A 23314-nucleotide genomic window follows, 5' to 3' on the forward strand; every position below is an offset into this window, starting at 1 on the left:
CCGGTCGCCCATCTGCCCGGGCGGCTCCGAGAACCATGATCCCGTTCGAACTCAGATCGCCGGAAACCGGCAACCCGCTGAAGGCCGACGGCCCGCACGCCCTGCGCGATGCGGAGACCGGCGCGCGCTGGCCCGTGATCGACGGCATCCCGTACCTGCGAATCAACCGCGCGGCCCTGGTCGAGCGGGTGCTCGCCCATCTCGACGCCGGCGAGCCCGACGAGGCGCTGGCCGCGCTGCTGGTCGATCAGGACGATTGGTGGAACGGGCCGCCGGCCGATCCCGCCGGGATCATCCGCCTGATCAAGGAACGCCGCACCGCGACCCTGCGCGATGCGGTCGAGCTCCTCGGCTGGGGCCGCGTCGGCGACTACTTCCTGCACCGGTGGAGCGACCCGACCTTCCTGGCTGGCCTGTCTCTCTTGGAAGCGCACTGGAACGAGCCCGTTTGCGTCTTCGAGTTCGCCTGCGGCATCGGCCACTACCTGCGGGAGCTGCAGCGGCGCGGCTGCAAGGTCGCCGGGGCCGACGTGGTCTTCGCCAAGCTCTGGGTGGCGCGCCACTGGGTCGTGGCCGAGAAGGCCCAGCTCGTCTGCTTCGACGCTGGCTCAGCCCACTGGCCGATCCCTGGGGCGCCGGTCGATCTCGTTGTCTGCAACGACGCCTTCTACTTCCTCGACGACAAGGCGGCGCTGCTCGACTGCCTCCGCCAGAATGCCGGCGACGACGGCTGGCTGGCGCTGAGCCACATCCACAACCGCGACTGCCCGGGCTTCTCGGCCGGCCGCGCGGTGACGGCCGAGGACATCGCCGAGCTGTTTCCCGACGCCCTGGTCTACGACGATGCGGAGCTGACCCGCGCGCTAGTTGAGGCGCGGGCCCCGGGCCCGCAGGAGCCTGCGGCCCTGCGGAGCTGCGAGGCGTTCTCGGTGGTGTGCGGCCCCGGCATGCGCCCGGCGCCGCGCGCGCTGGTCGATGGCCTGACCCTGCCGAAGCCGGGGACCGTGCTGCGGCTCAACCCGCTCTACGCGCCAGAAGGCGACGGTTACGTCATCCGCTGGCCCTCGGAGCGCTACGAGGCGGAATACCGCCCCCGCGCCACCTACCCGCTGCACTCGCCGGGACCCGAGACGCTGACCTTCGACGAAAGCCTCGATGCGTCGGAGACGCAGCGCGTGCGGGTGCGCGAGTTCGTCGACCTCCCGGAGCGGTGGTAATGGATGCGGTCGGCTGGGGCATCGTCGGCTACGGCTGGGTCGCTCGCGACTACATGGAGCCGGGCATCCGCGCGGCCGGGCACCGGCTGGTGGCGGTCAGCGATCCGAACCCGGAGAGCCGCGCGGCCGCCGAGCGGGCCGGCGCTCGCGGGCACGCCGATCTCGCCGGCCTGATCGCCGAGCCCGCGGTCGAGGCGGTCTATGTGGCGACGCCGAACCATCTCCACCGCGGCGCCGTCGAAGCGCTGGCGGCTGCCGGCAAGGCGGTGCTGTGCGAGAAGCCCATGGCGGCGACGCTGAAGGACGCCGAGGCCATTACCCACGCCGTCGAGGCGCAAAACATCTTCTATGGGACGGCCTTCGACCAGCGGCATCACCCGGCCCACCGGGCGATCCGCGCGCAGGTCGAGGCCGGCCGGCTCGGCACCGTGACGGCGGTGCGGATCGTCTATGCCTGCTGGCTCGGGCGCGACTGGTCGGAGGCCGGCCAGCCGAACTGGCGGATCGACGCCGCCCAGGCCGGGGGCGGCGCCCTGATGGACCTCGCCCCGCACGGGCTCGACCTCGTGGACTTTCTGCTCGGCGAGCCGATCACCACCATCGCGGCCCTGACCCAGATCAAGGCCCAGGATTACGCGGTCGACGACGGCGCCCTGCTGATCGGGCAGACCGCGGGCGGTGCCCTGGCGAGCCTGCACGTTGCCTATAATTGCCCCGACGCGCTGCCCCGCCGCCGCCTGGAGGTGGTCGGCACGAAGGGCCTGCTCGTCGCCGAGAACACGATGGGCCAGACGGCCGGCGGGTCGCTGACCTTCGTCGACGGCGCCAGCGGGCGCGCCGAACCGCTCGCCTTCGACGCTGACAGCTCGCCCTTCACCGAGCAGGTGCGCGCCTTCGGCTCGGCCCTGCGCCGGCCCGAGGAGCGGGCCGCGTACTCGGCGGCGCGGGACCTTCACACGATGCGGCTCGTCGCCCGCGCCTACGGGCAGGGGTAACGACCGCCGGACAGGATGACACAACATCGAGCCGCGACCCGATCCATCTCACCCGCGCCCGCATCCTGAGGTGCTGCGCAGCAGCCTCGAAGGAGGGTTCCAGAGATCACGGCGCTCTCACGGAGCCCTCCTTCGAGGCCTCCGCTGCGCTTCGACACCTCAGGATGAGGTGGGTGGATGGGACAGGGGCACGGCTCGCGGCAGACGGGAACACGACTTGACCCAAGCAGACGCCTTCAACCACCAGGACGACCGCGCCCGCCACGAGCGGATCAAGGCGCCGCGCCCCTACCGCTTCGGCGCCAAGCGGCCGATCGAGGGCCTGCCCGAGAGCCTGCCCGAACCGGTCAGGGCCTATCTCGACGTCCTGCCGGAGGGCCGCATCGTCGGCTTCCCGCTGGCGCCCCTCGACCGCACCGGCATCCCGGTCTGGTTCGTGGCCCTGTTCCTCGACGACCCGTTCTTCGTCGGCGCGATGCCGTCGGGCATCGGCTACGGCGCCACCGACGACGAGGCGCTGATCGGCGCCGTGGCGGAGATCGCCGAGAACCTGATGCCGTCGCTCGCGGTGCTCCCGCGGGCGAAGGAGCGGGCGAGCTACGCCGACCTCGTGCGCGTCTACGGCACCAAATCCGTCGCCGACCCGCTGACCCTTTGCCTCCCGGCCGGCTCTCCGGTCGGTCGCGACACGGTCCTCGAATGGACGCCCAGCGTCCGGCACGCCACGGGCGAGATCGTGCTGATGCCGCTCGATATCGCCGCCACCGACTATTTCGAGCTGTCGGAAGGCTACAAACCCTTCACCAACCTGATCACAAACGGGCTCGGCGCAGGGCCCGACGTGCCCTTCGCCCTGGGCCACGGCGTGCTGGAGCTGCTGCAGCGGGACGGCAACGGCCTGCTGTTCCGGGCGCTCGACCAGGGCGTGATGCTCGACCTCGACGGCATCGGCCCGGAGAACGCTGCGATGCTGGCCCAGCTGAAGGAGCTCGGGATCCGGGCGCTCCCGAAATTCGCCACCGACCAGTTCGGGCTGACCAACCTCTACGTCGTCGGCTACGACGAGGATCCGGCGCGGACCCCGGCACCGATCGCCCTCTCGGCCTGCGGCGAGGCCTGCGATCCGGACCGGGAGCGGGCGCTCCGCAAGGCGTTGCTGGAGTTCCAGGCGGCGCGGGTGCGCAAGACCTTCGGCCACGGCCCCCTCGACATGGCCGCCACGGTGACGCCGCCCGGCTACGTCGATGCGTTCATCCAGAAGGCGCTCCCCAGCCTGGACCTGGAGGAGAGCCGCGCCCTGCAGGCGATGCTCGGGTGGATCGAGATGCCGGCGGCCGACCTGCGCGGCGTGCTGGCCGACACGGTCTATTCGGAGCGGAGCACCAAGCGGTTCTCGGAGCTGCCCTCGACCTCGGCCGCCGACGGCCATGCGCGGGGCAAGATCGCCTGCGACCGGCTGCTGGAGGCCGGGTTCGACGTGCTCTACGTCGATTGCACGCCGCCGGGCGGCCGGGTCGGCGTGGTCAAGGCGATCGTGCCGGGGCTCGAGGTCGAGACCATGAGCTACTACCGGATCGGCGAGCGCAACACGCGAAAGCTCCTCGACCGCGATCACCCCCTGATCCGCTTCGGCACCGAGAGCGAGACCCTGCGGCCGGTGCGGCTCACGCCGGAGGCCCTGGAGCGGTTCGGCGGCCAGCCGCTGTTCGACACGGCCCTGGCCGAGACGATCGTCGGGCGGCACTATCCGCTGTACCGCGAGCCGGAATCGCACCATGCGCCGTTCCGCCTCGCCCAACGGCAGGGGAGGGCGGCGTGACGCTCCGGTTCGCCTACAACACCAACGGCGCGGCCAACCACCGCCTCGACGACGCGCTCCATCTGATCAAGGCGGCGGGCTACGATGGCGTGGCCCTGACGCTCGACATCCACCACCTCGATCCGTTCGCTGAGACCTGGGCGGCCGAGGCCGGCCGGGTGGCGAGTCTCTTGGAGAAGCTGGAGCTGACCTGCGTCATCGAGACCGGCGCCCGATTCCTGCTCGACCCCAACGCCAAGCACGAGCCGACGCTGGTGACGGCCGATGCCTCTGGCCGCGCCCGCCGGGTCGGCTTCCTCAAGCGGGCCGTTGAGATCGGCGCCATGCTCTCCGCCGAGGCGGTGTCGTTCTGGGCCGGCGTGCCGAAGCCCGGCGTCGATCACGGCGAGGCCCGGCGCTGGCTGGTCGAGGGGCTGCACGAGGTCGCGACCTTCGCCACCGAGTCCGGGGTCGTGCCGTGTCTGGAGCCGGAACCCGGCATGCTGATCGAGACGCTCGACGACTATGCGGGCCTCGACGTGCCGGGGCTCAAGCTCGCCCTCGACACCGGCCACTGCCTCGTCACGGGCGAGCGCGAGCCCGCGGCGGCGGTGCGCGAATTTTCAGACCGGATCGGCACCGTGGCGATCGAGGATATGAAGCGCGGCAGCCACATTCATCTGCCCTTCGGCGAGGGCGACATGGACGTGCCGGGCGTGCTGGAGGCCCTGGAGGAAGTCGGCTTCGGCAAGCTGATCTGCGTCGAGCTGTCCCGCGAGAGCCACCGGGCCGACGTGATGATCCCCCAGGCGCTGGATTACCTCCGCGGCTGCCGCCGTGCCGGCCCGGTGCTGGCGGGCGAGCAGGAGACGCGGCGGCAGTGGCAGTGAGGATGGCGGCCCGCCTCTCCTCTCCCTTGCGGGGAGGAGCCGGAGGTGGGGGTGGTGCAGGATCGAGCGATCGGGTGCCTCCTGCACCACCCCCACCTCTACCCCTCCCCGCAAGGGAGAGGGGATTCCGACCGGCCCGCACTCCGCATCGCGTGCAACGATGAGAATTCTCTTCCTCAGCCGTCGCTACTTCCCGGCAATATCCGGCATGAGCGTCTACGCGCAGAACCTGCTGCGCGAGCTGGTCGATGACGGCCACGACGTGACGATGATCTCGCAGTACCGAGGCGACGCCTTCGGCACCCGCGTCTACGGCGGCGGGCCGCCGCCGCCGGTGCCGGGCGTGCGGGTGATCGGCCTGGAGCAGCTCGGTGAGCAGACCTCCGGCGATTTCGAGCGCGACATCGACACGATGGTGGACGCCATCGCCCGAGAGCATGCCGAAAAGCCCTTCGATATCCTGCACGCGCAGTACGGCTACCCGACCGGCTGGGCAGTGCTGCTTGCGGCGCGCAAGCTCGGGGTGCCGAGCGTCGTCTCGATCCAGGGCGGCGACGGTCACTGGGTCGGATCGTGCTGCGAGACGCACCGCGTCGCCATGTGCGAGGTCCTGGCCCACGCCAACGCGCTGCTGATCGGCGGCGCCTCCTTCGTGGACGAGGTCTGCGAGCGGCTGGGATCGGATCCCGCCCGCTTCACCATCGTGCCCGGCGCGGTGGACACCGACCGCTTCGCGCAAGGCACGCCCGACGGGCTGCCCGCGCCTCATGCCGGGCCGGTGCGGCTGTTCTACCATGGCCGGGTCGACCGCCGGAAAGGCGTGCTCGACTTCATCAACGCCCTGGCGATCCTGCGCGAGCAGGGCACGCCGTTTGCCGCCACCATCTCGGGCATCGGTCCCGACGTGGAGCCCGCGCAGGCACTGGCCGCGGAGCTGGCCTTCTCGGAGCGCGAGATCGCCTTCACGGGCTACGCCGAATACGGCTCCGTGCCCGACCTGTACCGGCGCGCCGACGTGTTCGTCTCGCCGACCTACGCGGAGGGGTTTTCCAACACGATCTTGGAGGCGCTTGCGGCCGGGCTCGCCACGGTGTCGTGCCACGCGGTCGGCGTCTCGGACTGCCTGCGCGACGGCGAGAACGGGCTGCTTGTCGATCCCGGCGACGTGCCCGCGCAGGCCGCCGCGCTCACCCGGGTGATCACGGATGCGGATCTGCGCCGCCGTCTGGCGACCGCCGGCCTGGAGGAATGCCGGCGGGTCTATTCCTGGCATGCTGTCGGGCGGCAGATCATGGACGTCTACGCCCGGGTGCGCGACGAACGGCCCGCCACCGACTTCGCGACGGACCTGCCCCACGATCCGACCTGCCGGTTCCGCGCCGAGCCGCATCTGCTCTGAAGGCGCTTCAGTCTTGGATATCCAACCCGCGGCCTCCGCTTCGCTCCGGCGCCTCAGGGTGAGGTGACGGGTTGGAGCTCGCACCAGCCGATAGATCCTGAACCATGCCCACCGCGCTCGCCCTCTCGCCCCATCTCGACGATGCGGCCTTCTCCTGTGGCGGCCTTTTGGCGAGTCTCGCGCAGGCCGGTTGGCGCGTGGTGATGGCGACCCTGTTCACCGGCAGCGTCGCCGACCCGCAAGGCTTTGCGCTGGCCTGCCAGCTCGACAAGGGTCTGGCGCCGGATGTCGACTACATGGCCCTGCGCCGGGACGAGGATGTTCGCGCCGCCGCCGCGCTCGGCATCGCTCCGCCCGTGCACCTACCGTTCCGGGAGGCGCCGCACCGGGGCTACGGCTCGGCGCCGGAGCTTTTTTCGGACACCCGCGCCGACGACGGCGTCGCGGCCGAGCTCGCACCCGCGCTCGCGGGCCTGATCGCCGCGGAGAGCCCCGATCTCCTCCTCGCGCCCCAGGCGATCGGCGGCCATGTCGATCACGTGCAGGTGGTCCGGGCGCTCCGCAGCCTGGACGTCGCGGCGCCGGTCCTGTGGTGGCGCGACTTCCCCTATACGGTGCGGGAGGCCGCACCGAAGGAGCCCCTCGTCGGCCTGTTCGCCACCCTCGCCGAGGCGAAAATGCGCCTGGATCCGGACGCGCAGGCTCGGAAGCGCGCGGCCTGCGCGGACTATGCCAGCCAGATCGGCTTCCAGTTCGGCGGCGAGGCCGGACTGAACGCGCGCCTGGCCCGCGAGGCGGGGATCGAGCGCTTCCGCCTCTCGGGCCGGCTCGGCGCGGCGATCCCAGGCCTCGATGAGGGCTGAGCCGCAGGCGCCGAAGGCGCTGGCCGATCCCGATGCCCTCGCGGCGCGCCGCGCCCTGATCGGGGCGCCGCACATCGCGCCGATCCGGGCGCTCGCGGACCGGATTGCGGCGGAACGCGGGGCGCCGGTCCCCGTGCCGGACCCCCTGGATGGCGGCGTCGGTGCGCGGATGCTCCTCCTCCTCGAGACGCCCGGCCCGGCCGTGCTGCGCACCGGCTTCGTCACCCGCGACAGCGCGAACGGCACCGCCGCCAACCTGTTCCGTTTCCTCGCCGAGGCCGGGATCGCCCGGGCCGACACGCTGATCTGGAATGTCGTGCCTTGGCTGATCCACGAAGCGGGCGCCCTCAACCGCGCCCCCCGCCGGGCCGAGGTCGCGGCCGCCGCGCCCTATCTGGCCCCGCTCCTCGACCTGCTGCCGCTCCTCGCCGTCGCGGTGCTGGCCGGCCGCTTCGCGGGCGAGGCGGCGCCGGCTGTCGCGGCGCTCCGGCCGGACCTGCCGGTAATCCGGGTGCCGCACCCGAGCCCGACCTACGTCTGCACCTCACCGGACGTCCCGGCCCGGATCCGGAACGGCCTCGCCGAGGCCGCCGCGATCCTCGGTCGGCCGGCCAGTTGAGGATAGAACGTCTGTCCGGGCGGCGCCTTCCCTGGCCTTGCGCGCCCGTTCGGCCTACATGCGGGGCAACGGGCCGCGGTCCGGGAGACTCCGGCACGGGCTGATGCCCGGCGGCCGGGCCGCGCAGCCGGAAGGGCGGACGCCGAACGGCATGAATTTTCAGGGACAGCACCGGAGCGCGGCCGAGAAGGCCGAGCCGGTCCAGCACGACCCCGCGGCCGTACCGCGGAAAAGCCGGCGCAGCCGCTATGCCTGGATCGGCACGGGCGCCAGCATCGTGCTGTTCGCGGTCTCCCTCGGCGTGCTGTGGAAGCTCGTCCAGAGCGTGAGCTGGGCCGAGGTCCACGCGGCCATCAAGGCGGCGACGTTCGAGCAACTCAGCCTGGCCTTCCTGTTCGTCGGCATCAGCTACCTGTTCCTCACCGGCTACGACGCGCTGGCCTTGCGCCAGCTCCGGATCAAGGTGCCGTACCGGATCACCGCGCTCGCCTCGTTCACGAGCTACGCGGTGAGCTTCACCCTCGGCTTTCCCCTGCTGACCGCCGGCACCATCCGCTACTGGATCTACGCCCGGCAGGGCCTGTCCACCGCCAAGATCGCGGCGCTCACGGTGATCGCCGGATTCACCTTCTGGCTCGGCATGGGTGTGGTGCTGGGCCTGAGCCTGATCATCGAGGCGGGCCAGCTCGCCGGGCTCGCCTTCACGTCAATCCGGATCAACCAGAGCGTGGGCCTTGCGGCGCTCGCCCTTGTGCTCGGCTATCTCGCCTGGGTCTCGGCCAAGAAGCGCAGCATCACGGTCAAGCACTGGCGCCTGGAGCTGCCCGGCGCCTCGGTGTCCATCGGCCAGATGATCGTCGGGATCGGCGACGTCTGCGCGGCGGCGGCCGTGCTCTACGTCCTGCTGCCGCAGGAGACGACGCTGGCCTTCACCACCTTCCTGGCGATCTACGTGCTCGCCGCCATGCTGGGCATCGCGTCGAACGCGCCGGGCGGCATCGGTGTGTTCGAGGCGACGATCCTGCTCGCCCTGTCGAGCCTGCCGCGCAACGAGGTGCTGACCTCGCTGCTCCTGTTCCGGGGCTGCTACTACGTGGTTCCGTTCGTGACCGCCCTGGCGATGCTCGGCCTGTACGAGATCGTCAAGCGCGCGGGCGGCGCGCGCGATCCGGGACCGCCGGAGGGCACCGCCGGCCCGTCCGGCCGGGCGTGGCACGACGGGTCCGGCCCCCGCTGACCGGATCGGCCGGCCCGCCATGCCCGACCGCCCGCTGCCCGACCGCCCGCTGCCCGACCGCCCGTTGCCGGAGCGCCTGCGCGGTTCCCCGGCCTGGACGGGCGCCGCGATCGCGGCCGGGCTGTTCGGGCTCGCGGCCGCCCTGGCCGGGCGCCTCGACCTGCCGCTGATCCTCGCGGGCCTCGGCGCGGTCTGCCTCGGCGGCTGGCTGGCCGGCCGCGACCGGGCGCTGTCGCCGCCGCGGCCGGCCGCGGCCGCGCCGCGCAGCGCGGTCGCCGAGGCGCTGCTCGCCCATGTGCCGGACCCGGTGATCCTCGTCGATCGCCGGACCCTGGTGGTGGAAGCCAATCCTGCCGCCCGGGCGCTCCTGCCGGCTCTGCACCAGGCCCGGCCGCTGTCCTTCGCCCTGCGCGACCCGGAGGTCCTCGACGGCGTGGAGGCGGTGCTGAGTTCCGGCATGCCCCGCCGGATCGCCTTCTCGACCCGGATCCCCCTGGAGCGGACCTTCGAGGTCCAGATCGGCGCCCTGCCGATGCCCGACGGGTCCGGCGTCAGCGCCGTGCTGTTCCTGCGCGACCTGACCTCGGCCCGGCGCCTGGAGGCGATGCGGGTCGATTTCGTCGCCAATGCCAGCCACGAGCTGCGCACGCCGCTCGCGACCCTGATCGGCTTCATCGAGACCCTGCAGGGGCCGGCCCGCGACGATGCGCAGGCGCGTGCGCGCTTCCTGGAGATCATGCGCGTTCAGGCACTGCGCATGACGCGGCTGATTGACGACCTGCTCTCGCTGTCGCGGATCGAGTTGCGCGAGCACGTGGCGCCGACCGCCGTGGTCGATCTCGGAGCCCTCGCGCGGCAGATGGTCGACGCCCAGGGGCCGCCCGCCGAGGCCCGCGGCGCGTCGATCCGGTTCGAGGACGGGGCCGGCCCCTATCCGGTGCCCGGTGATGCCGATGAGCTTGCCCGGGTGATCGAGAACCTGATCGAGAACGCGGTGAAGTACGGCGGTGGCCAAGTCAGTGTCGGGCTGGCCCGGGAGGAGGATGCCCGGCTCGGCCGCCGCATCATCCTGTCGGTCTCCGATGACGGGCCGGGCATCCCGCCCGAGCACATTCCGCGCCTGACCGAGCGCTTCTACCGCATCGATGTCGCGTCGAGCCGGGCGCGGGGCGGCACGGGGCTGGGGCTCGCCATCGTCAAGCACAGCCTCAACCGCCATCGCGGCCGCCTCGCCATCGAGAGCGCGGTGGGGCAGGGGACGATCGTGCGGGTCAGCCTGCCGGAATACAACGCCGCCGCGCCGCTCCCGGCGGCGGCCGATCAGGCATAGGCGCCGATCCCGAGCTGCGCCTCGACGCGCCCGACCCAGCCGCGGACAGCCGGATACGGCCCGAGATCGAAGCCGCCCTCATGCGCCATGCGGGTGTAGGCGACGAGCGCCACATCGGCGAGCGTCAGGGCGTCCCCTGCCATGAAGGCGGAGCGCGCGAGCGTCCCGTCCATCAGCCGCAGCGCGTCCGCGCCGCGTTCGGCAAGCTTCGGATCCAGATCCTCGGGCGCGCGCCTGAGGTAGTGGAGCTGGTAGCGACGGACCGCGATGTAGGGTTCGTGGCTGTACTGCTCCCAGAACATCCATTGCAGCATGCGGGCGCGGTCGAGCGGTGTCTCCGGGACGAGCGGGGAGCCCTCCGCCAGGTAGACGATGATCGCGTTCGATTCCGACAGCACCGCGCCGTCGGGGAGGACCACGACCGGCACGCGCCCGGCCGGGTTCAGCGCCAGGAACTCGGGCGTGCGCGTCCCGCCGCCCGGCACGTCCACATCGCGCCACGTCGCGGGAATGCCGAGATGGGCCGCGACCCATTTGACCTTGAGACAGTTCCCGGATCCCGGATCGCCGTAGATCGTGAGCGGCTCGGTCATCCCTGTTCTCCGCAAGATTGCTGACGGACCCTGGCCGGACATGGCCGATTCCACAACCGTTGCCTTGGGTAATCCCTGCGCGCTGCCGCGCATCGCTCTGGCGTCAGTCCCGCCCCTTGACCTTCCCATGATGGGAACCCCCATCTCACTCGGCCTGGAAGCTTCGAACGGAACCGCCGCCATGTCGGACCCCGTCGCCCTGACCCTCCCCGTCGAGGGCATGTCCTGCGCCTCCTGCGTCGGCCGCGTCGAGCGCGTCCTCGCGGCATTGCCCGGCGCCCGCGACGTGGCAGTGAACCTCGCCACCAACCGCGCCAGCTTCGTCCTGGGCGGCGGCGCGCGGCCATCCGACGCCGCGGCGGCGCTGGCGGATGCCGGCTACCCCGTTCCCGAGACGCAGAGCCTGCTGGCGCTGGAGGGCCTGTCCTGCGCGAGCTGTGTCGGCCGCGTCGAGCGGGCGCTCGCCGCCGTGCCGGGCGTGACCGGCGCCAGCGTCAACCTGGCCGCCGGGCGCGCCGTGGTCCGCCATCCCGAGGGCGTCGTGGCGATGGCCGATCTGGTGGCGGCCGTTGAGGCGGCGGGCTACGCGGCCCGATCTATCGATGCGGCCCAGCCGGTCGACCCGGCGGCCCGACAGGACGCCGAGGGCCGAACCCTGCGCCGCGACCTGATCGCCGCGACGCTCCTCTGCGCACCCGTGGTGATCCTCGACATGGGCGGCCACGTCCTGCCGGGCCTGCACGGCGGCGTGGTGACGGCCCTGGTCCAAGCCGTCCTGGCCACCGCGATCCTGGCCGGGCCCGGCCGGCGATTCTTCCTGAAGGGGATTCCGGGGCTGCTGCGCGGCCGCCCGGACATGAACGCCCTCGTCGCCCTCGGGGCCGGGGCCGCCTACCTCTACTCGCTGGTCTCGACGCTGGCGCCGGGCTTGCTGCCGGCGGGCGCGGCCCATCTCTACTTCGAGGCCAGCGTGCTGATCGTCACGCTGATCCTGCTCGGCCGGACCCTGGAGGCTCGCGCCAAGCTGCGAACCGGGCAGGCCATCGCCCGGCTGATGGACCTCGCGCCGAAGACCGCCCGGGTCGTCCGGGACGGCGCGGAGGCCGAGGTGCCGCTCGCCGCTCTGCGCGTCGGCGATGTGGTCCGGGTGCGCCCGGGCGAGCGTGTCGCCGCTGACGGTGTCGTGGCCTCCGGCACCAGCCACGTCGACGAGAGCATGATCACCGGGGAACCGGCGCCGGTGCGCAAGGCGCCGGGCGACCGGATGGTCGGCGGCACCCTCAACGGTCGCGGCAGCCTCGACCTGCGCGTCGACGCGGTCGGGGCCGCCACCGTGCTCGCGCAGATCGCCGCCATGGTCGAGCGGGCCCAGGGCGGCAAGCTGCCGATCCAGGCGCTGGTCGACCGGGTCACAGGGCGGTTCGTGCCGGCGGTGATCGGGATCGCCGCGGTGACCTTTCTGGCCTGGCTGCTGCTCGCGCCGGCGCCCGCGCTGGGGACGGCGCTGGTCAACGCGGTGGCGGTGCTGATCATCGCCTGCCCCTGCGCCATGGGCCTGGCGACGCCGACCGCCATCATGGTCGGGACCGGGCGCGCGGCGGCGCGGGGCGTCCTGTTCCGCGACGGCGCCGCGCTGCAGCGCCTGCGCGACGTGCGGGTCGTCGCCCTCGACAAGACCGGCACCCTGACGGAGGGGCGGCCCCGGGTCACGGATGTCGCCCCGGCCGACCGCGTCGCGGCGGACGAGGCTCTGGCCCTGGCGGCCGGCCTCGAGACCCGCTCGGAACACCCGCTGGCCGGCGCCGTCGTGGCGGCCGCCCGCGAGCGCGGCCTCCGGGTGCCCGAACCGGACAGCTTCGAGGCGATGGACGGGTTCGGCATCGCTGGCCGCGTGGCCGGCCGGGCCGTGGCGCTCGGCGCGCCGCGCTATCTCGACCGGCTCGGTGTCGTGCTGGATCCGGCGCTCGCCGACCGCGCCGAACGGCTGGCCGGGGCGGGACGGAGCCCGGTCCATCTGGTCCTCGACGGCCGACACGCCGCCGTGCTGGCTCTGGCCGATCCCGTGAAGGCCGGCGCCCGCGAGGCGGTGGCGGCGCTCAAGGCGCGCGGCCTCACCGTCGCGATGGTGACGGGCGACGATCCCCGCGTCGCCGCTTGTGTCGCCGAACGCCTCGGCATCGACCACGTGGCCGCCGGGGTTTTGCCCGGCGGGAAGGTCGAGGCAGTCCAGCGGTTCCGGGCGGCGCACGGGCCGGTGGCCTTCGTGGGCGACGGCATCAACGACGCGCCGGCGCTCGCCGAGGCCGATGTCGGGCTGGCCATCGGGACCGGCACAGACATCGCCGTGGACAGCGCCGACGTGGTGCTGATGTCGGGGAGCCTGGACGCCCTCGTGGAGGCGCTGGCGCTCTCGCGGGCGGTCATGGCCGATATCCGACAGAACCTGTTCTGGGCCTTCGCCTACAACGCCGCGCTGATCCCGGTCGCGGCGGGCGTGCTGGTACCGTTCGGCGGCCCGGCCCTGTCGCCGATCCTGGCTGCGGGCGCCATGGCGTTCTCGAGTGTCTTCGTTCTCGGCAACGCGCTGCGGCTGCGCCGGGCCGGCGGGCGGCCGACCCATGCCGAGGCGGCGGCGCTCACCCCGAGGACCGCATGAGCGCGGCGCTCCTGACGATCGGCGAGGCGGCGCGGCGTACCGGCGTCTCGGCCAAGATGATCCGCTGGTACGAGGCGACCGGTCTGCTGCCGCCGGCCGCGCGGTCCGAGTCCGGCTACCGCCATTACGGCGAGGCCGACCTGCACACGCTGCGCTTCATCCGTCGCGCCCGCGACCTCGGTTTCAGCGTCGACGCGATCGCCGACCTGCTGGCGCTCTGGCGTGACCGGGATCGGCCGAGCGCCGGCGTGAAGGCGATCGCGCAGGAGCAGATCGCGGATCTGCGCCGCCGCATCACCGAGCTGGAGGGTATGGCGCGGACGCTGGAGCATCTGGCGGGCGCCTGCTGCGGCGACGAGCGGCCGGACTGCCCGATCCTGGACGACCTCGCCGCGGCGGACCGTCCGCCTACGCCTCGGCCATCGCGCCGCGGGCTCTCCGGACGCGGGGCTGCGCGCAGAGCCGGGTGAGCGCGGCGGCTTCTCTTCGGAGGGAGGTCGCCACGTCCCTGGAACAGGCCGGTCTGGGCCGTCGTTCAGACGCTTGAGCGTTTTCGGAACGAGCTGAGTTGGACGGTTTGGGTTCACGCAGGGCTTCGCCAACACCCCGTCCGCATTCGCATCCGGGCGGGTTACGATGCGGCGGTTGACCAGGCCGATCCCGTGACGATCTCCATGGGTGGCGCACCACTCTGCGCCGCAAGCTGGCAGAGCCCGCACGATCGCTTCCTCTAATTCATCCAGCGGTTACGCGGTTGGGTTTCGACCCCGCTGCTCGAACCTGTCGAGCGCCGCCACGTCCGAGAGGAACGAGAAGCGAAACCGAGCGACCCCGCCCTGCGTCGTGTGCCGTGCGTGAACGTGTGGCGGAGGATGGTCCTCCGCAGCGATGAAGATCTGAATCGCTCCGACCCGGAAGACCTCTCAACGTTACGGCGACGCGGCTTCAGCCGCACTGCGCTGGAGAGGCTCGGCTTGAGAAGCGCTCGTTCGCCGCTCAGGCGGCCGTACGACGTTGCCCTCCCAGCGCTGTGCTGAAGCGATATTGTTGCGGAAGCGCTAGCATTCAGATTGTCTCAGATCGCTGATGCTCGGGAAGGCAATCAACGCTTCGCTCCTATGCAGACGCAGGCGCGTAAAGTCCATCGACCAGGGTATTATAGGAATAATTTATCCGATTCCAGAAATAGATCTCTATATTGCGCACCTCTGCATTCCGTGCTGATATGATCCCGATCGACACATTTGATTGGTCGTTAAATCAATTCATTGAGCGGAGCCTGGGTCCTGACGGAGGCGATCAATGCGCAAAATAAGTATGTTTCTGGCCGCTCTCGGGCTCGCGACGAGCGTGTTCTGGCTGACGATGTTGACGACGCCACCTCTCTCTGAAGCGAGCCCCCAGGCGCAAATCGACACCCGCGATTTGACGTTGAAAGCACATCCGGATGGCGGCTTGCCATGCGATGCATTTTAGGGTCATCTTGCTTTTATAGATGCTTTACTCAAATCAATGGTCAATTTGCTTGCGAATGGGTCCCGTCGGCATCGGGCCTCGCCGTGCTCAAACCGCTCGACTCAAAGCTTGGCCGGTTGAGGTTAGTGTATCCCATGCCGCCCGAAACCTTCCCTCGTGCACAGGCCGTAACGTAGCTGCGGGATTGGGTAAGACGGGCGGAACAGCAACGCCGCCACCGCGTACGATGTCGACGATTAACGGCGATGAAGCGACAAGCCAGAAGTGATCCGGATGATCGGCGGCATCTTCGTAAAAATGTTGATTGTAAATCATTCGTGACCTGTTCGTCGGCTTCGGCGCGCCAAAACTAAGCCCGGAGGTGAAAATCGGGACACTTCCAGGACTCCGCCTCGAAGTGTGACACGGTGGCTGCGGGTCCGTGCTATACTGGGCGCGGCTGACCATACCGGCTGCGGTTTTGGGATCTTCGGAGAGACCGCTGCTTCCGAGTGCATTTCGCAACATGTGTTTGCGAGTTAAGTGGCTGATCAAGGTCGACAAAGCTGCGAGCAATCAGGCATCCTGACCAACAAGCGCATCCGAAGAGTTGCGTTCGGGAGAGGGAGTGCCGTCGTGGCAGCGGAACGATTACATCTCACCGTGAGCGCGCGTTATCGACTCAAGCTCCTCTCCCGGGGGCCTCGGCAGTACGGCCCTGAGGATTATCAGTGTAAAGCTCTGTCCCGTCGTGGCCTGATCGCGCCTCTTCCCGATCCGTCCGCAGATGGCACGCGCCGATGGGCCATCACCGAGGATGGCCTGACCGTGCTGCAAAGCTACATCCAACCGATCAGAACGGTCGCCAGACAGCCGGAACGCAGCGCCATGATCCCGCAGGAGCGCCGCTCGATCGATGACAGCGCGGGTTAGGCCGGCTGCCCTCAATCATGCTTCCGATGACGGATGGGGCACCAAACATTGTGGTAGTCGCCATTCAATGAGCACAAGATTTAGAAAGCGAGAATCTTTCTTCGGATTGAATTGCTGGTCGACCCCCTGCTTGGACCGGGCAAAGCCGCCCCACTACAAGGTATCCGCGAGACAATATTTGTGCACGGCAATTATCGCTGGTGTCAGCTGAAAATGCCTGATCGGGCGTTCGTCACAGCAGGCCTTCCAAAGGCTCTGAGCGCGGACGACACGATCGCCGGGCCGCCGGCCGCACCGTCGATGAACCCAAGGGCACAATCCATCGTTCTCGTCGTGTCTGTTTTGGCACGAGTTCAGAGAGCCTGGGATGCGCGGTGCCCTTCTCAAAGCCAGGATGCTGGGTGTCCTCCTCGTCACCGCCGCGCTGCCTGCGGCGGCATCGCCGTCCGCGCCGTCGGATGCACCCGCGGCCCGGTTCATCGAAGGCCCCGAGCCCGGAACCATACCGGCCTCGCAGATGATCGGGGTTCCAGTGATTGGAATGGACCACGTGGGGGTTGGCAAGATCGAGGACGTGTTGGTCGACGGAGGTGGTCAGGTCCGGGCCGTGATCATCGGGGTCGGCGGCTTCCTGGGACTGGGCGAGAAATCCGTTGCGCTGCCCTTCGACCAGATCGCCTGGAATTTCAGCGATGTGTCGCTGACAAGCGGCCCGAGCTCGATCGTGACGCCCAAGACCGCGCCCGGCGCCGAGGCGGCCGCGCGGGCGGGGCCGGACACGATGCCGGGCGCGCGGACCACCCGCGATACCCTCGGTGCGGTTCAGAACCAGCATAGCGGGCGCGTGACCGAAGCGACTGGCTCCGTGGAAGCCGAGCGACCCAGCGGCACGCCGGCGACGGTCCTCGTCGGCGAGAAGCTCTGGCGCGCCGAAGTCCGCGTGACGCGGGCGCAACTGGATGCAGCGCCGGCGTTCCGCTCCGGGAAGTCCCGCCTCTAGCGTTCACGCCTCGCCCGGGAGAGAGTCATGCGAAGCGCCGTTCTCACCGGCCTGATCTGGGCTTCGAGCCTTCAGGGCGCGCTGGCACAGCAGACCCACCCGGCACCCCCGATCTCGGAGTCGGGCCCCGCGCAATCCAGCTCGGGCGCGGCCACGGCCGCGGCGGTCGACTTCAACTGGGTCTGGCTGAGTCTGGTCGTGGCCGTCGTGGTTCTTGCCCTCTGGTACATCGCGCGTCGACGTCAGTCCGGTCCGCCACCCCGCTGATCCCCGGCCCGCGCGTCACGGGCGCGCCGGCGCCGCACAGCAGGGGCAGCGCGTCCCGGAGCGGCAGCAGGGCCGCGGAGGCGGTTCGGATCATCGCTGGAGCGATGCGTCATCCCGGATTGATGATCAGGATTCGACCTGTGCGCCGCCCCGGCAATGCCGCGCGCTTTGTATCCGCGCCCGGAAGGCGATCGATGACCGCCGGAGTCGCCGCGACAGGCCGGTCGGCGCTCCGCTATGGTGGACGGCCCCTTCGGAGCCGAGCCTCGATGACCAGCTTTGCGCGGATCCTGGGCGTGACCGCCCTCCTGCTGCTCTGCGGCGCCCCGGCCCGCGCGCAGATGCGCGGCCACGGCGGCCCGGTCCGGGCGCTCGCCGTGACTGCCGACGGTCGCCTCGCAATCTCGGGCGGCTTCGACCAATCCGCCATCGTGTGGAGCATCGAGACCGGTGCCGCGCTCCGCGTGCTGCGCTTCCACGACGGCGCCGTGAATGCGGTCGCCGCGCTTCCGGACGGCCGTTTCGCCACGGCCTCCGAGGACGGACGGATTGCTCTCTGGCGCCTCGGGCGCGCGGAGCCGGAACGGGTGCTTGACGGTCATACGGGCCCGATCGTCGCGCTCGCGGTTTCGCCGGACGGCCTGTCGCTCGCCTCCGCTTCCTGGGACGGCACGGCGCGAATCTGGCCGCTCGCCGGAGGGGACAGCCGGCTGCTCGATCCGCAGCGCGGGCCGGTGAACGCGGTGGCCTTCCTGCCGGGCGGCGCGCCGGTCACGGCCGGTGCCGACGGGACGGTGCGGATCTGGCCCCCGGAGGGCGCATCCCAGGTCCTCGTCACCGCGCCCACGGGCCTCAACGCCGTCGCGGCCGCGGCGGACGGCGAGATCGCGGTCGCCGGGGCCGATGCGATCCTCCGCTTCGTCCGCGCCGACGGCACGGTCCGGGCCGCCGCCGAGCTCGGCCCGAACCCGGTGATCGCCCTGGCCCTGTCTCCGGACGGGGCCAGGGTGGCGGCTGCGACGGCGGGCGGGACCATCGCGGTGGTCGACCGGGCGAGCGGCCGAGTCCAGCTGCGGCTCGTCGGACCCGGCCTGCCGGTCTGGTCGCTCGCGTGGCGTCCGGACGGGGCCGAACTCGTCACGGGCGGCGGCGACCGCCTCATCCGGCGCTGGGACGCGAAGAGCGGCGCACCGATCGGCGCGCTGATCATGCGGCGCCCGGCAGATCCCCTCGCTGTCCGGCAGGGCGGCCGGGGCGCCGAGGTGTTCGGGGCGTGCACCGCCTGCCACACCCTGACGTCCGACGAGGGCGAGCGGGCCGGGCCGACGCTGGCCGGCCTGTTCGGCCGCCGGATCGCGAGCGTGCCCGGTTACCGGTACTCGGACGCGCTGAAGCGCATGGACCTCGTCTGGACACCCGAGACCGTCTCGCGTCTCTTCGAGATCGGTCCCGCCCGCTACACGCCCGGGACGAAGATGCCCGAGCAGACGATCGGCAGCCAAGCGGACCGCGCGGCCCTCATCGAATTTCTCGAACGCGCCACCGCGCCCCACTGACTGAGGCGGCCGTCAGCCGCTCGCGCGTTCGCGCAGGTAATCCTCGGTCGTACGGGGCTTGTCGCGTTCCGGTGCCGCGTGCGGATCGAAGCCCTGATTCATCGCGACTTCGACGCGGCAATCCTCGCACATCGTTAGCGCTTGCAGGCGTGCCTCGCCGCCCGCCCCGCTGAACATCCAGTGCCGCTCGCGCAGCCGCTCGACGATGCGCTCGATCGTCGAGCGCGTGCCGAAGGGCTTGGCGCACTGCGTACAGCAGAAGGGCTCTTCCTCCTTGACGACCCGACGGGGCGCCGCCCAGGCCTCGAAATCCACCTGCGGGCGCAAGGCGATGACGTCCTCCGGACAGGTCGCGGCGCAGAGGCCGCACTGCACGCAGAGGCTCTCCTCGAAGCCGAGAAGCGGCTGCTCGGCGCTGTCGGAGAGCGCGTGGGTCGGACAGGCGCTGACGCAGGCCAGGCACAGGGTGCAGTCCGCGACCCGGAAATCGAGGCCGCCGAAGGGGGCGCCGGCCGCGAGCGGAACCCGGCTCACGGGTGCCGGTGCGGCGCTGTGCATGTCGCGGAAGGCGTGGCGCAGCACCTCGCGCTTGTTCCCCAGGAACAGCAAACCGGCCGGCGCCGCGGCCTGCCGCCCCGGCGTGGCCTGCCGGAGGGCGGCGCCCAGGAGATCCGGATCATCGGTCTCGATGGTTTCGACCACGCGCCCGCCGCCTTCCGCACCGTAGCCCAGCGCCTGCGCCAGCGTCTCCCCGAGGGACAGGGTTCGGTACAGGGGTTCGAGGTCGTGCTTGGCACGGGCCCGGACCAGGACCCGAATTCCGGCCGCGCCGTAGGCAAACAGGGCCGCGATCACTTCGGGTCCGATCTGCGTCACCTCGTTGACCTGCACCGGCAGCACGTGTGCGGGAAGGCCGTCGCCGTAGCGGCCGAGCGCGTCGACGAGGGGTTCGCCGTGGTCGCCGTCGTGGAACAGGACGAGGCCGTTCTGTCCGCCCGCCACCCGGTAGGCGCGCATCAGGCTGCGCAGCCGGCGCATCAGCGCGTCGGAGGTCGGCAGCGTGTAGGCGGCGGCCCCTGTCGGGCAGACCGCGGCACAAGAGCCGCATCCCGCGCAGACGTAAGGGTCGATGTGCACGGTGTCGCCCGCGGGCGCGATCGCGCCGGTCGGGCAGATTTCGAGGCAGCGCGTGCAGCCCGTGATGCGGGAGCGGCTGTGCGCGCACAATTCGCCGTGGAAGGCGATGAAGCGCGGCTTGTCGAACGTGCCGACCAGATGGGACGCGTCCGCCAGCACGCGCTCGACGGCGGCCGGATCGCCCGGGTCCGCGCGCAGATAACCGCTCCGCACCGCGTGTGCCGGAAACAGCGGCGCGCCGCCCGAGAGGTCGATGACGAGATCGCAGGTCGATACGGCGCCGTTTCGCGGTGCGCCGAAGACGAGGTGCGTGCGCGAGGACGGGGCCGGGAGGGCGTAATCGTCGACGCCGAGCTCGAACGCTCCGAGGTACCCTTTCGCGGTCCGGATCGTGCCCTGCAGGACCGGGAAGGCGTTGCGGTGAAGCGGCGGGATCTCGCGGGGGCGGGTCAGCAGGACGGTGATGTCCAGATGCTCGGCGAGGCGCCGGCCGGCCTCGAGGGCCACCTCGTCCCGCCCGTAGATCAGGGCCACGCCGCGGCTTTCCAGGGAGACGGTGGCGGCGTCGGGGAGCGGCTCCGCCGCCGCGGCGAGCAGGGCGGCCATCTTCGGTCCGGCCGCCGCGGCGTCGGACGACCAGCCGGCCGTCTCCCGGATCTTGACGTAGGCGACCCGGTCCTCTCCGCCCGCCTCCTCGGCCACCTCGTCGAACAGCGGCGCCTGCAGCGTGCAGGACACCGTGACGGGCCGCCCGGTGGCCAGGGCCTCCCGGAAGCGGTCGAGTTCGCGGCCGCAGAGCTGATCGGCGGTGCGAAGCTCGCCGCCGCAGGCCTGGCCCATGGCGGCAGTATCGAGGGACATCGTCCGCTCGCAGGAGCAGGCGAGTACGAGGCGGTCGGACAAGATCGGACCCGAATACAACTGCGAATGGATAGCCCCTTCGCGTGGCGGGGCCCGTCCCTTATACTCGAACCATTCGAAACAACGATCCGGCATGCGGGCGCAGGCCGCAACCCTGGCCCGCACTCTTATCGGCCCCTCGCCAAAGCCGCTCCATGACCATCCTTGTCGATGCCAGCCCGTCGAGGCTGGTCCTGCCCCCCGGCTTCAGCGAGCGCGCAGCGGAGCCGCATTCCGACGCGCACGCGGAAGCCTGCCGGCTCGCCGCGTCGGGCGAGGCGGAGGCGGCGACGCTCGTCCTGAGCCGGCGCGACGACCTGATCGACCTCGCCGTGGTGCTCGCCCCGGCCGAGCCGCTCGCCACCGCGCGCCGCGCGCATTTCGCCGGGATGGTCGCCCTGGCGAATGCCGTCGGCGTCTTCGGACCGCCGGAGATCCCGGTGACGTTCGAATGGCCCGGGACGCTGCTGTTCAACGGCGCGCGCCTCGGAGGGGGGCGCCTCAGTTGGCCTGAAGCGTGCCGCGAGGACGAGGAGCCGGACTGGCTGGTCTTCTCGGGGATGCTGCTCGCCTCGAAGCTGGCGGCGGGCGACCCTGGCCACACGCCGGATTCCACCGCCCTGGAGGAGGAAGGTTTCGGCACGGACCTGCGCGCGCCCCTGGTCGAGTGCTTCGCGCGTCACCTGACCAAGACCTTCGAGATCTGGCGCGAGGACGGCTTCGGCCATGTCGCGGCGCTCTACCTCGCCCATCTGCCGCGGCAATCCGGTGTGCGGGCCGCGATCGAGCCTGAGGGCGACGGGAGGCTGACCTGGCCCGACGGGCGGGTCGAGCACCTCCCGCTGCGCGCGAGCCTGGAGGCGCCGGACTGGCGCGATCCGAAGACCGGCGGGGTCCGGCTGTGACGCTCAAGCTCCCCCGAACCCTGCGGCTCGATCCCTCCGACACCTTCGTCTTCGCGCAGGCCGCCGAACCCGGAGAATGGGCCGTCACCGGGACCTTCCTGTTCCTCGATGGGGATCCGTCGCGGCTGACCGGCAAGGCCCTGGCGGCCTTCCGCTCGGGGTTTATCGGCGTCCGCTCGCTCGGCTTCTCCACCCTGGTGGTGGTGAGCGAGGCGCGCGAAGAGGAGCGCGCGCAGGCCGAGGAGCACCTCGCCATCCACATCCACGCGCGCTTCGGGGCTCCCGACCGGGAGTCCGCCCGTGCGGCCGCCCGCGAGGAACTCGACGTCGCCGCGTCCCTCTGCGATCTGCCGGTCGGCAGCGTCGTCGCGATGCACCGCGTCGAGACGGACGGGGCGATCCGGGAGGATTTTCGGACGCTGCACCAACGGCCCGGCATCGACCGGTCCCACGGGCGCGCGTTCCACTTCGTCGAGGCCGACGCGGACGAGCCGGAGGAACAGGCCGACCTCGTCGGCCTTCTGCGTGATACGACGGCGGGAGGCTGACCGGATGACCGAGTTCTGGGTCTCAAGCGGCCATCACCTCACGCAGCGCACGGCCGGAGGCGGCCTCACGGTCACGGACGAACTGATCCTCGCGTATCTGGCGCGGCCCGAACTCGTGCCGCCGGACGACGCCTGCGCATCCGAGGTCGCACTCCACGCCGCCCTCCTGGACGCGCCCCGGCGGCCTGTGGAGCCGGCCGAGATCGCCGCCATCGCCGACGCCGACGCCCGGGAGAACTGGGCGGTGATCCTCGCCTTCCGCGACCGGCTGCTCGCGGCCCGCTCCGTCGAGGCGGGATATCTGTCGCTCGTGCGCGGCGACCTTCAGGGCGTGCCGTCCCTGTTCCTGAACCAGCTCGTCCACCTGATCCTGCGCAACGCCCTCGACGGCTGCGACGACCCCTTCGTCCTGCGCGCGGCCGAGCTGTTCTTCCGCCCTCAACGCGTGAGCTTCCACGAGGGCGCCGTGCTCCTGGCCGACGCCGAGGTGATCGCCGCCCGCGAGGGAAGCGCGCCGCTCTCGCCCCTGCTGACGATGCTGGGCAAGGAGGCGGCGAACGAGCTGGACGTGCTGACGGCCGAGAATGCCTGGACGTACTGGAGCCGGTCGGACGCCTTCACGATGGCGCTCAATCTCGGCTCCGATCCCCGCAGCCGCGCGGGATTGGCGCGGGTGATCGAGACCTTCGTCGGCCACCTGCTGAACGTCGCGGTGCGCGTGACACCTCTCGACTGGCTGGACGACCCCGACTGGCGCTGGTTCGTCGGTCTCGACCAGGAGGGGACGCGCATCGGCAACGCGCTCTGGCGCGGCGACACGCTCGATGCCGGAACACGCGAGCGAGTGCTCGCCGTATTCAGCCTGACCTTCGACGACCCCGCGCAGGTCCTGCCGACAGTAGGGGAGCGCCCGGTCTATCTCCTGCTCGCGGCGGCGCCGGATCGAAGCGTGCAGCTCAAGCCGCATAATCTCGTCGTCGGATTGCCCCTCGCCGAAGGCCGGGAGGCCGCCTGAC

Annotated in this window: 21 protein-coding genes; 18 read left to right on the forward strand and 3 right to left on the reverse strand. The window is 71.2% G+C overall.

The window, feature by feature from the left end:
• The first annotated feature begins 35 nt into the window (after positions 1–35).
• The 9 genes from AC3WSN_RS27230 to AC3WSN_RS27270 all read left to right on the forward strand — a co-directional run bounded on the left by AC3WSN_RS27230 (position 36) and on the right by AC3WSN_RS27270 (position 10348).
• Positions 36–1217 carry a class I SAM-dependent methyltransferase gene (locus AC3WSN_RS27230; protein ID WP_492542217.1) on the forward strand — a complete coding sequence of 394 codons (1182 nt, stop codon included), beginning with the start codon at positions 36–38 and terminating at the stop codon, positions 1215–1217.
• Positions 1217–2212 carry a Gfo/Idh/MocA family protein gene (locus AC3WSN_RS27235; RefSeq protein ID WP_492542219.1) on the forward strand — a complete coding sequence of 332 codons (996 nt, stop codon included), beginning with the start codon at positions 1217–1219 and terminating at the stop codon, positions 2210–2212. The genes AC3WSN_RS27230 and AC3WSN_RS27235 overlap by 1 nt, the downstream gene beginning before the upstream one ends.
• 217 nt (positions 2213–2429) lie before the next feature.
• Positions 2430–4031 carry a YcaO-like family protein gene (locus AC3WSN_RS27240; RefSeq protein ID WP_492542221.1) on the forward strand — a complete coding sequence of 534 codons (1602 nt, stop codon included), beginning with the start codon at positions 2430–2432 and terminating at the stop codon, positions 4029–4031.
• Positions 4028–4900 (forward strand): sugar phosphate isomerase/epimerase family protein, encoded by an 873-nt coding sequence (locus AC3WSN_RS27245; protein WP_492542223.1) that lies wholly within the window; start codon positions 4028–4030, stop codon positions 4898–4900. Before AC3WSN_RS27240 ends, AC3WSN_RS27245 begins: the two co-directional genes overlap by 4 nt.
• Before the next feature lie 160 nt (positions 4901–5060).
• Positions 5061–6299: a glycosyltransferase family 4 protein gene (locus tag AC3WSN_RS27250; protein ID WP_492542225.1), complete on the forward strand. Its 1239-nt coding sequence runs from the start codon at positions 5061–5063 to the stop codon at positions 6297–6299.
• Between the two features lie 104 nt (positions 6300–6403).
• The gene (locus tag AC3WSN_RS27255) at positions 6404–7162 is read left to right on the forward strand and encodes a PIG-L deacetylase family protein (RefSeq protein ID WP_492542227.1); all 759 of its coding nucleotides are present in this window, start codon (positions 6404–6406) and stop codon (positions 7160–7162) included.
• On the forward strand, positions 7152–7781 hold the full coding sequence (locus tag AC3WSN_RS27260; RefSeq protein WP_492542229.1) for a uracil-DNA glycosylase family protein: 630 nt from the start codon (positions 7152–7154) through the stop codon (positions 7779–7781). Before AC3WSN_RS27255 ends, AC3WSN_RS27260 begins: the two co-directional genes overlap by 11 nt.
• Before the next feature lie 151 nt (positions 7782–7932).
• On the forward strand, positions 7933–9018 hold the full coding sequence (locus AC3WSN_RS27265) for a lysylphosphatidylglycerol synthase domain-containing protein (protein ID WP_192706330.1): 1086 nt from the start codon (positions 7933–7935) through the stop codon (positions 9016–9018).
• A 64-nt stretch (positions 9019–9082) separates the two neighbouring features.
• The gene (locus tag AC3WSN_RS27270; protein ID WP_492543280.1) at positions 9083–10348 is read left to right on the forward strand and encodes an ATP-binding protein; all 1266 of its coding nucleotides are present in this window, start codon (positions 9083–9085) and stop codon (positions 10346–10348) included.
• Here the strand turns inward: AC3WSN_RS27270 and AC3WSN_RS27275 are convergent.
• Positions 10339–10941 carry a glutathione S-transferase family protein gene (locus tag AC3WSN_RS27275; protein ID WP_492542232.1) on the reverse strand — a complete coding sequence of 201 codons (603 nt, stop codon included), beginning with the start codon at positions 10939–10941 and terminating at the stop codon, positions 10339–10341. The genes AC3WSN_RS27270 and AC3WSN_RS27275 overlap by 10 nt on opposite strands.
• Before the next feature lie 181 nt (positions 10942–11122).
• Here AC3WSN_RS27275 and AC3WSN_RS27280 point away from each other — a divergent pair, with 181 nt between their 5' ends.
• Positions 11123–13597, forward strand: coding sequence for a heavy metal translocating P-type ATPase (locus AC3WSN_RS27280; RefSeq protein ID WP_492542234.1), 2475 nt, complete (start codon positions 11123–11125; stop codon positions 13595–13597).
• A complete protein-coding gene (cueR, locus tag AC3WSN_RS27285) occupies positions 13594–14067 on the forward strand; it encodes a Cu(I)-responsive transcriptional regulator (RefSeq protein WP_192706334.1) in 474 nt (157 codons plus the stop codon). The genes AC3WSN_RS27280 and cueR overlap by 4 nt, the downstream gene beginning before the upstream one ends.
• Positions 14068–14343: 276 nt before the next feature.
• Here cueR and AC3WSN_RS27290 read toward each other — a convergent pair whose 3' ends face one another.
• Complete coding sequence (locus AC3WSN_RS27290) at positions 14344–14499, reverse strand: hypothetical protein (protein ID WP_492543282.1); 156 nt, start codon at positions 14497–14499, stop codon at positions 14344–14346.
• Between the two features lie 1189 nt (positions 14500–15688).
• On the opposite strand from AC3WSN_RS27290, the gene AC3WSN_RS27295 reads away from it, so the two are divergent.
• From AC3WSN_RS27295 to AC3WSN_RS27310, 4 genes are all read left to right on the forward strand, one after another.
• Positions 15689–15985, forward strand: a complete 297-nt coding sequence (locus tag AC3WSN_RS27295) for a hypothetical protein (protein WP_192706335.1) — start codon at positions 15689–15691, stop codon at positions 15983–15985.
• Positions 15986–16352: 367 nt separating this feature from the next.
• The gene (locus AC3WSN_RS27300) at positions 16353–16985 is read left to right on the forward strand and encodes a PRC-barrel domain-containing protein (protein ID WP_492542236.1); all 633 of its coding nucleotides are present in this window, start codon (positions 16353–16355) and stop codon (positions 16983–16985) included.
• A gap of 27 nt (positions 16986–17012) precedes the next feature.
• The gene (locus AC3WSN_RS27305; RefSeq protein ID WP_192706337.1) at positions 17013–17252 is read left to right on the forward strand and encodes a hypothetical protein; all 240 of its coding nucleotides are present in this window, start codon (positions 17013–17015) and stop codon (positions 17250–17252) included.
• Between the two features lie 269 nt (positions 17253–17521).
• Positions 17522–18808, forward strand: coding sequence for a c-type cytochrome (locus AC3WSN_RS27310; protein ID WP_492542238.1), 1287 nt, complete (start codon positions 17522–17524; stop codon positions 18806–18808).
• 12 nt (positions 18809–18820) lie between these two features.
• Here AC3WSN_RS27310 and AC3WSN_RS27315 read toward each other — a convergent pair whose 3' ends face one another.
• Positions 18821–20806, reverse strand: a complete 1986-nt coding sequence (locus tag AC3WSN_RS27315) for a 4Fe-4S binding protein (RefSeq protein ID WP_492542240.1) — start codon at positions 20804–20806, stop codon at positions 18821–18823.
• 194 nt (positions 20807–21000) lie between these two features.
• Between AC3WSN_RS27315 and AC3WSN_RS27320 the strand changes: the two genes are divergently transcribed.
• From AC3WSN_RS27320 to AC3WSN_RS27330, 3 genes are read left to right on the forward strand one after another with little or no spacing between them, the layout of a single operon-like run.
• Positions 21001–21750, forward strand: a complete 750-nt coding sequence (locus tag AC3WSN_RS27320) for a biotin/lipoate--protein ligase family protein (protein ID WP_492542242.1) — start codon at positions 21001–21003, stop codon at positions 21748–21750.
• On the forward strand, positions 21747–22298 hold the full coding sequence (locus tag AC3WSN_RS27325) for a DUF6505 family protein (RefSeq protein WP_492542244.1): 552 nt from the start codon (positions 21747–21749) through the stop codon (positions 22296–22298). The genes AC3WSN_RS27320 and AC3WSN_RS27325 overlap by 4 nt, the downstream gene beginning before the upstream one ends.
• 4 nt (positions 22299–22302) lie before the next feature.
• Entirely contained in the window at positions 22303–23313 is a 1011-nt protein-coding gene (locus AC3WSN_RS27330) for a DUF6352 family protein (RefSeq protein WP_492542246.1), read from the forward strand.
• The last annotated feature ends 1 nt before the right edge of the window (position 23314 follow it).

Source organism: Methylobacterium sp. FW102-HT35C08 (assembly GCF_058790235.1).